Origin of the sequence: Tardiphaga sp. (genome assembly GCF_044340795.1) — a bacterium.
In the GTDB taxonomy this organism is placed as follows: domain Bacteria; phylum Pseudomonadota; class Alphaproteobacteria; order Rhizobiales; family Xanthobacteraceae; genus Tardiphaga.
On the sequence record NZ_JBIISY010000284.1, the window covers coordinates 1 to 7,092 of the forward strand.

The 7,092-nt window shown below is 62.3% G+C and carries 9 protein-coding genes, 1 tRNA gene and 1 pseudogene; 8 read left to right on the plus strand and 3 right to left on the minus strand.

Annotation, left to right across the window (positions count from 1 at the left end):
• The 3 genes and pseudogenes from ACIQ17_RS28870 to ACIQ17_RS28880 all read left to right on the plus strand — a co-directional run.
• Positions 1-230: hypothetical protein (locus tag ACIQ17_RS28870; RefSeq protein ID WP_398472857.1), on the plus strand; the 230-nt coding region annotated here is incomplete at its 5' end.
• Between the two features lie 13 nt (positions 231-243).
• Positions 244-585 carry a hypothetical protein gene (locus ACIQ17_RS28875; protein ID WP_398472858.1) on the plus strand — a complete coding sequence of 114 codons (342 nt, stop codon included), beginning with the start codon at positions 244-246 and terminating at the stop codon, positions 583-585.
• 99 nt (positions 586-684) lie between these two features.
• Positions 685-1,533 (plus strand): annotated as a pseudogene (locus ACIQ17_RS28880) (recombinase family protein); the annotation flags it as partial.
• Between the two features lie 819 nt (positions 1,534-2,352).
• Here ACIQ17_RS28880 and ACIQ17_RS28885 read toward each other — a convergent pair.
• A tRNA-Leu gene (locus tag ACIQ17_RS28885) sits at positions 2,353-2,437 on the minus strand.
• Positions 2,438-2,623: 186 nt separating this feature from the next.
• Between ACIQ17_RS28885 and ACIQ17_RS28890 the strand changes: the two genes are divergently transcribed.
• Positions 2,624-3,157 (plus strand): disulfide bond formation protein B, encoded by a 534-nt coding sequence (locus tag ACIQ17_RS28890; protein WP_398472859.1) that lies wholly within the window; start codon positions 2,624-2,626, stop codon positions 3,155-3,157.
• On the opposite strand, the gene ACIQ17_RS28895 is transcribed toward ACIQ17_RS28890, so the two are convergent.
• The gene (locus tag ACIQ17_RS28895) at positions 3,154-4,224 is read right to left on the minus strand and encodes an AbrB family transcriptional regulator (protein WP_398472860.1); all 1,071 of its coding nucleotides are present in this window, start codon (positions 4,222-4,224) and stop codon (positions 3,154-3,156) included. The two genes, ACIQ17_RS28890 and ACIQ17_RS28895, sit on opposite strands and share 4 nt — an antisense overlap.
• Positions 4,225-4,335: 111 nt before the next feature.
• Entirely contained in the window at positions 4,336-4,599 is a 264-nt protein-coding gene (locus ACIQ17_RS28900) for a PsiF family protein (RefSeq protein ID WP_398472861.1), read from the minus strand.
• Between the two features lie 255 nt (positions 4,600-4,854).
• Between ACIQ17_RS28900 and ACIQ17_RS28905 the strand changes: the two genes are divergently transcribed.
• From ACIQ17_RS28905 to ACIQ17_RS28920, 4 genes are all read left to right on the plus strand, one after another.
• Positions 4,855-5,292: a hypothetical protein gene (locus ACIQ17_RS28905; protein WP_398472867.1), complete on the plus strand. Its 438-nt coding sequence runs from the start codon at positions 4,855-4,857 to the stop codon at positions 5,290-5,292.
• Positions 5,293-5,373: 81 nt separating this feature from the next.
• Positions 5,374-5,760: a CidA/LrgA family protein gene (locus ACIQ17_RS28910; RefSeq protein WP_398472862.1), complete on the plus strand. Its 387-nt coding sequence runs from the start codon at positions 5,374-5,376 to the stop codon at positions 5,758-5,760.
• Positions 5,757-6,479: an LrgB family protein gene (locus ACIQ17_RS28915; RefSeq protein ID WP_398472864.1), complete on the plus strand. Its 723-nt coding sequence runs from the start codon at positions 5,757-5,759 to the stop codon at positions 6,477-6,479. Before ACIQ17_RS28910 ends, ACIQ17_RS28915 begins: the two co-directional genes overlap by 4 nt.
• A 105-nt stretch (positions 6,480-6,584) precedes the next feature.
• On the plus strand, positions 6,585-7,092 hold a 508-nt coding region (locus tag ACIQ17_RS28920; RefSeq protein WP_398472865.1), incomplete at its 3' end, for a TSUP family transporter.

The following is a 7,092-nucleotide window of genomic DNA, read 5'->3' on the forward strand; positions in this document are numbered from 1 at the left end:
GTGAGCCGTCAGCATCGCCGCTGCCGGAGGCAGCGCAGACCAAAATGGTCCAGGCGGGTGGAGCCTCCGCCCTGCGCCCGTCCGACCTCGAATTCTGGACCGTGATCAGTGAAGTCGCGGATCCCCCACCTATCGTGCCAGCCGAGCTCGACGCCATCGAGCGTTATTTCTCGGCTGTACTCGACGACGTCTTCGGCTTGCCCCGCAAGATGTCCGTTCAACCGAAGTAGAAGGACCACGCCCATGCCCGTTGACGACTATACCCTCCGGCAGATCGCCGACATCGCTATCGAGACGGCGCTTCGTATCGTTCAGGAAGCGATGGAGGCGACTAACTTGGAGCGGGAATTCAGCCTCGACCCGGAAAACCGCTTCAAAGTGTTCGGCCGCTTGCCCTTCATTCGCGAACTCAAGCAGCTCTCGGAGGAGCAGCGTCACGACTTGTTCGTGTACGGCTTCCGGAGCAACCCCCATGCGGCTCAGGATGCATTCGAGCGGCTCCTGATCGAAGAACGAGACCGTTTGTGGGACGGCTTCCGCGACCGCTGGAATGTGGTTGCAAACGAACGCCCGTTGTTCGGGTGACAACGCTTTAACCGTGCGGTGGATGATGGGAAAAGTAGAGCTTCCCCTGATTCCATCGCACGGTTAGACTCTTCATCGTATCGCGTGAGAAAGCCTGACATGGCCCGTAAGAACCTGAAAATCGCAACTTCGCCGGATGTGGTCAGCAACCCGCGGCGCAATGTTCTCATCTATATTCGTGTCTCGACGGAGAAGCAGTCGAACAATCAGCTAAGCCTGGACTCCCAGGAAGAGAACCTGATCGCGCGCTGCAAACGCGATGGCGATCATATCGCCGGCATCTTCCGCGAGGAGGGAGAGACCGCGACGAATATGCGACGTCCGGCGTTCGAGCAGATGATCGCCCGTGCGACGGATGGGACGCGAACGATCAATGCCATTCTCGTTTATTCGTTCTCGCGTGCATTTCGCAATCAGGTCGAGCAAGAGCTCACCGTGCAGATGCTGCGGAAACACAAGGTCGAATTGATCTCGCATGCTGAGCCGCTCGCGAACGATGACACCGGCGATATGTTCAGGAAATTCATCGGCATCGTGAACGAATATCAGTCCAAAGAGACCGGACGTTCCACGATGAGGACGATGAAGGCCAATGCGCAGCTTGGATATTCGAATGGCGGCATCATCCCCTACGGGTACAGGTCTGTCGATGCCGAAATCATCGGCAACAAGCAGAAGAAGAAGCTGGCCGTCGAGCCCGTCGAAGCGGAGGTTGTGATTCGGGCCTTCGATTTGGCTAAAAATGGTGACGGGACGAGCGGTCCGCTCGGAACGAAGAAGGTCGCGGAGTGGCTGAACGAACGGGGCTATCGCTCACGTAATGGGGCATTGTTCGGCACCGGCACCGTCCACGAGATGCTCACCCGTCGCGCATATACGGGCATTCGCAATTTTAACGAATTCGATCGGAAGAACGATCGTGAGCGCAAGGCCGCTTCCGAGATCATCGAATACGAAATTCCCGTCATCATCGATCAGGTCACCTTCGAGGCGGTTCAAACCTTGCTGGTGTCGCGCCGCCCTAAGTCCCGCGGTCCGCGTTTGGCCTCGGCGCCGTCTTTGCTGGGTGGGCTGGTTCGCTGCGACTGCGCGCAATCCTGTGCGCTAACGACTGCGACTGGCACCTCCCGGACTGGCGTGATCTACAGCTATTACAAGTGCATTCACGCCATCAAAAAGGGGCAGCACAAGAAAGGGAGTGGGGCGCCCTGCAGCAACCGGAAGATTGCCCGCCCGCTCATTGAGAAGCTGGTCGTCGGGGCGCTGCTCGATCAGCTCCTGCAGCCTGAACGCGTTTCCGCTATCTTGATGACCTTGAAGGCGCGTCGAGACGATCGCCAGGCTTCGGCAGATCGGCGTCTAGTCGATTTGGCCCGCCAAGTGACAGACGCTGAAGAGCGTTTGTCCCGTCTCTACGCCTCTATTGAGGCCGGGACCATCGACGGCACCGATCCGACCCTAAGAGAACGCGTGTCGGCCCTCAAGACGACCAAGGACCGAGCAAGCGAAGCGCTGGAATATGCCAGGAAATCAAGCGCTGTGCCGATCGAAATCGACCCCATTGCCATTGACCGCTTCACCCGCTTGATGCGCGAACGCCTCGTAGACGGCGACGTGGCTGCCAGGAAGGCGTACCTGAGTGCCGTCGTGGACGCCATCGTCGTTACCGACAGCACCATCCGCATCATTGGTTCAAATGACAATATTACGTCTACGCTTGGCCCAGATGGCCAACCACGCACTTTGGTTCGTAAGTCTGTTCAGGAATGGTGCCCCTGGCCGGGATCGAACCAGCACTCCTTTCGGAACTCGATTTTGAGTCGAGCGCGTCTACCAATTCCACCACAGGGGCCATCGGACGCCGGAACCCGGGGTCGCGAAGTGGCCGGACTATAGCCGGGACTTCCCGCGGGTCAACTGCGGGAGCGGCAGAAAAGTCGCGATGCACATGCCCAGCGATGTCGGCAGTGTGATCCGCGGATATCTCGACAGTCCGGCGGGCTCGCGATAGGACGCGATAGCCATCCGGGAGAGCCATGTGACCGCCGTTTCGTCCTCGTCCGCCGCCTCGTCCGGCAGAAATCCTGCATTTAGTGCGGCTGTTGCGGTGGCCGTGGTCGCCGTCGCGACCATTGCCGGCGCATGGTTTTTCGAACTCGCTCTGGATATCCGGCCGTGCCCGCTCTGCCTTGAGCAGCGCTATGCCTATTATCTGTCGATCCCGCTGGCCGTGCTGGTGGCGATCGCCGCCAATCGGAATGCGCCGCGCGGTGTGTTGGTCGCGGGCCTGGTGATCCTCACGCTGGCTGCGCTCGCCAATGCGGTTCTTGGTGGCTATCACGCCGGCGTCGAATGGCAATTCTGGCAGGGGCCGACCGGATGCTCCGGGCCGGTGGTCGATCTCGGCAAGGCCGGCAGCCTGTTCGAGCGGCTCGACACCGTGAAGGTGATCCGCTGCGACGAGGTGCAGTGGCGTTTCCTCGGGCTGTCGCTGGCCGGCTACAACGTGCTGATCTCGCTGTTGATGGCGGCGATTGCCGGCTGGGGCGCGGGCAAGACCGCGCGGCGCTAGTCGTCGATATCGTCCTGCGCCTTGCCGAACAGATGCACGATGCCGGGCGTGACGATCGAGACATAGATGAAGCGCGACAGATGATGCGCGCCGACAAAGATGGGGTCGATGTGCAAGGTCAGCGCCAGCGCGAGCATCGCGTCCATGGCGCCGGGCGCGAAGGCGACGACCGCGTCGCTCAGCTTCACATTGGTGGTCAATGCGACGACGGCGACGAATACTGCCGAGATGACGATCGCCACCGAGAACGAGCCGAGCGCGGCCCAGACGTGGCTGAGAATGGTGCGCGGTGAGATCTTGCCGAAACGCGATCCGATCAGCGTGCCAATGCCGACAAGGGCGGCGATATAGGCCCATTGCGGCAGCGTGCCATGGATCCAGCCGCCGCCATGCAGCACCGATGACGCCATCATGGCGCCGAACATCCAGCTCGCCGGAAACCTGATCCACTTCATCACCAGCGACACAGCGATGGCAGCCATGGCCAGTGCGAGCAGCGCCAGTGGCGTCGCTTCCGGCCCGCGCGACGGCAGCGGGCCGTGGCCCATCTGCCCGGTGGCGGCGAGCAGCAGCGGCACCATCGCGGTGAGGATGATGACGCGAAAGATCTGCACCACCGCGATGCCAGGTACGTCCGCATTGCGCTCGGTGGCGAGCATGATGATCTGCGACAGCGCGCCGGGACTGCCGGCCAGCAGCGCAGAGGTGCGATCCCAGCCATGGACGCGCTGCAGATAGATGCTGCTGCCGAATGTGGCGCAGAAGGTCGCCAGCGCCAGCAGCGCGATGGTCACGGGATAGGCGGCGAGATTCTTCACCATCTCGGGCGACACCATCGAGCCCAGCGACAGGCCGAGGGTCATCAGGATCACATGGGCCATCGGCTGCGGCAGGCCGACGGGGCGGCCGAGAATGCCATAGGTAGCGACGGCGATCATGGCGCCGGAAATCAGCCCGCCCGGCAATTCCGCCCCATAAAACAGCGCGCCGCCGATCGTGCCGACGATCAATGTCTCGACGGTGGTGCGGGTCTGCAAAAGGCTGGGAAGGGCTGATGGCAGTGACATTCGGCGGCGGCTCGAGGAGCCCGCTTTATGACAAAGTCCGGACCGGGCGACAAATGCGTCCCGGTCTACCTGCCCCTCGCTTTCGCAAGCGAGGGGCAGGTATGAGTTCGTTTAGTTGGTCTTCATGCCCTTCTTGCATTCCGATCGGAACTTGCGGCGGGCATCGCCATGCAGGTTCTTGGCGTCGGCCTGTTTGGAGCATTCCAGTGACGCCGCGGTGCGGGGCTTCGCCGCCTTGCTGCTATCGGCAGGCGCCATCTTGCTGGCGGGCGCCATCTTCTGGTCGCCCGTCGCGGGCGCCTGCGCGCTGGCGGCGCCGATCAGCATGAAGGAGGCGATGGTGGCGGTGGCTAGGCTGGTCACAAATCGGGTCATGGCGACACCTCTTCTTTCCGGGATGGGCAGCGTGATCGCGCAGGGCTGAACCGCAGGTGAATGAACTACAATTCGTGCCGGATGCGCGATGAAGATAAATTTGCGCTGCCGCGCGCGACCTCATTGCCGTTGATTGTGGCATTGCTAGGATAGTCCGGTCATTCGCGTATCCAGGGAGAAGACGACATGACGAAACACATCGCTCTTGCCAATGCGGTTACCAGTGCTTTTGCCAGTGCCTTTGTGATCTCCGGAATGGTCTTGCTGGCGGCGCAGCCAGCCAATGCGCTGACAGCCGCCGAATGCAGCGCAAAATATCAGGCGGCGAAGACCGCCGGCACGTTGAACGGCCAGAAATGGAATGACTTCCGGAAAGCCGAATGCGGCACGGCTGCCTCGGCCACTCCTGCTGCAACAGCGGCGCCGGCTGCGGCCGATGCCAAACCGGCAGCTGCGCCGAAGACGGCAGCTGCTCCCGCAGCAACACCTGCGGCGCCGTCGGGCCCGGCGACTTTCCCGACGGCCGTCGATCCAAAATACGCCAAGGAAACCGCGGGCAAGCAGCGGATGCATACCTGCGTGGACCAGTACAACGCCAACAAGGCCAGCAATGCCAATGGCGGCCTGAAGTGGATCCAGAAGGGCGGCGGTTATTACAGCGAATGCACCAAGCGCCTGAAGGGTGCAGCTTGATCAAATCAGCCGTGCGGTTCGGTTGATCGACTTATTCCGTTCTGCGGGCGATAACGCTGCGTCATCGCCCGCGGAGCTTCCATGATTGCCAGTCTTTGCCTGATCCTGCTGTGCCAGCTTGCCGGCGAGGTCGTCGTGCGCAGCTTTGCCTGGCCGGTGCCTGGTCCCGTGTTCGGGATGCTGCTGCTCTTCATCCTGCTGCTGCTGCGGGATCGCGCGTCGCTGTTCGCGGTCGGCCCGTTGCAAGGCGGCGGTGTGGAGACCACCGCGCGGGGGCTGCTCGCGCATCTGTCTTTGATGTTTATCCCGGCCGGCGTCGGCGTCGTTCAGCGCCTCGATCTGCTCGCCGAGCACGGTACGGCTATCGCTGGCGTGTTGGCGATCTCCGTGGTGATCACGCTGCTTGTGACCGTCGGCACGTTTCTCGTGATCAGCCGCCTGATGACGCGAGGCCGGCCTGCGTCATGAGTTCAAATCCGTTCGCGCTGTGGGTATATCTCTCGCAGCAGCCGCTGCTGTGGCTGACCGTGACGCTGTTCGTCTATGCGACCGCCGATGCACTGTCGCAAAGGACCGGCCGGCATCCCTTCGCCAATCCCGTCTTCCATTCCATGTGGATCCTTGCGGTTTTCCTGCTGCTGACGGGGACGTCCTACACCACCTATTTCAGCGGCGCGCAGTTCGTGCACTTCCTGCTCGGTCCCGCCACGGTCGCGCTGGCCGTTCCGCTCTACGAGAATCGCAAGACCGTGCTGGCGGCCATCGTGCCGATGCTGGCGGCGCTGGTGGTCGGCTGCATCACCGCCATCGTCTCCGTGGTGCTGCTGGCGAAAGCCTTTGGCCTGCCCGACAAGATCACGCTGTCGCTGGCGCCGAAATCGGTCACGGCGGGCGTCGCCATGGGCATCAGTGAATCCCTCGGCGCGGATGCATCGCTCACGGCTGTGTCCGTCGTGCTCACCGGCATCATGGGGGCGATCATCGTCACCCCGATGATGAACCGGATGCGCATCACCGACTATCGCGCCCGCGGCTTTGCCGTCGGTCTGGCATCGCACGGCATCGGGGTCGCGCGGGCGTTTCAGGTCGATGCCATGGCCGGCGTGTTTGCCGGTATCGCCATGAGCCTGAATGCGCTCGTCACCTCACTGCTGGTCCCCATCGCCGTGACCCTGCTGGTGCGCTAGCGCACACAACCGTTCACAAGCTGCTGAGCCATGCGCTCCCCTGCATGGAGAAGCTGGAAAAACGCCACTAAGGTCATCGCGATAGCAATCGCGAATCGGCGGATCATGATCACGATGATGCAGGGCGTGCTGGGGCTTGGCTCCGGCGCACTGGTGGGATTTTCGCTCGGCCTCGTCGGTGGTGGTGGGTCGATCCTCGCCGTGCCGCTGATGGTGTATGTGGTCGGGGTCAACAATCCGCACGTGGCCATTGGCACCAGCGCCATTGCGGTCGCTGCCAATGCAGCCATCAACCTCGGCAATCACGCACGCGGCGGCAATGTCCACTGGTCCTGCGCGCTGGTCTTCGCCACGGCCGGCATCCTTGGCGCTCTCGGCGGCTCCATCCTCGGCAAGCAGATGGACGGGCAAAATCTGCTGGCAATGTTCGCGATACTGATGCTGGTGATCGCGGTTCTGATGCTGAAGACACGTGCCCGCATCGGCGCGCATCGCGTGGCCATCAGCTCCGCCAATACGCCGGCGCTGCTCGGCCTCGGTTTGGTCACCGGCACGCTGTCGGGCTTTTTCGGCATCGGCGGCGGCTTCCTGATCGTTCCGGCCTTGATGCTGG

Excerpts from the sequence above, each read along its gene's own strand:
- ACIQ17_RS28900 (WP_398472861.1), bottom strand. The coding sequence starts at position 4,599 with ATGACCCGATTTGTGACCAGCCTAGCCACCGCCACCATCGCCTCCTTC.
- ACIQ17_RS28875 (WP_398472858.1), top strand. The coding sequence starts at position 244 with ATGCCCGTTGACGACTATACCCTCCGGCAGATCGCCGACATCGCTATC.
- ACIQ17_RS28895 (WP_398472860.1), bottom strand. The coding sequence starts at position 4,224 with ATGTCACTGCCATCAGCCCTTCCCAGCCTTTTGCAGACCCGCACCACC.
- ACIQ17_RS28905 (WP_398472867.1), top strand. The coding sequence starts at position 4,855 with ATGGTCTTGCTGGCGGCGCAGCCAGCCAATGCGCTGACAGCCGCCGAA.
- ACIQ17_RS28910 (WP_398472862.1), top strand. The coding sequence starts at position 5,374 with ATGATTGCCAGTCTTTGCCTGATCCTGCTGTGCCAGCTTGCCGGCGAG.
- ACIQ17_RS28915 (WP_398472864.1), top strand. The coding sequence starts at position 5,757 with ATGAGTTCAAATCCGTTCGCGCTGTGGGTATATCTCTCGCAGCAGCCG.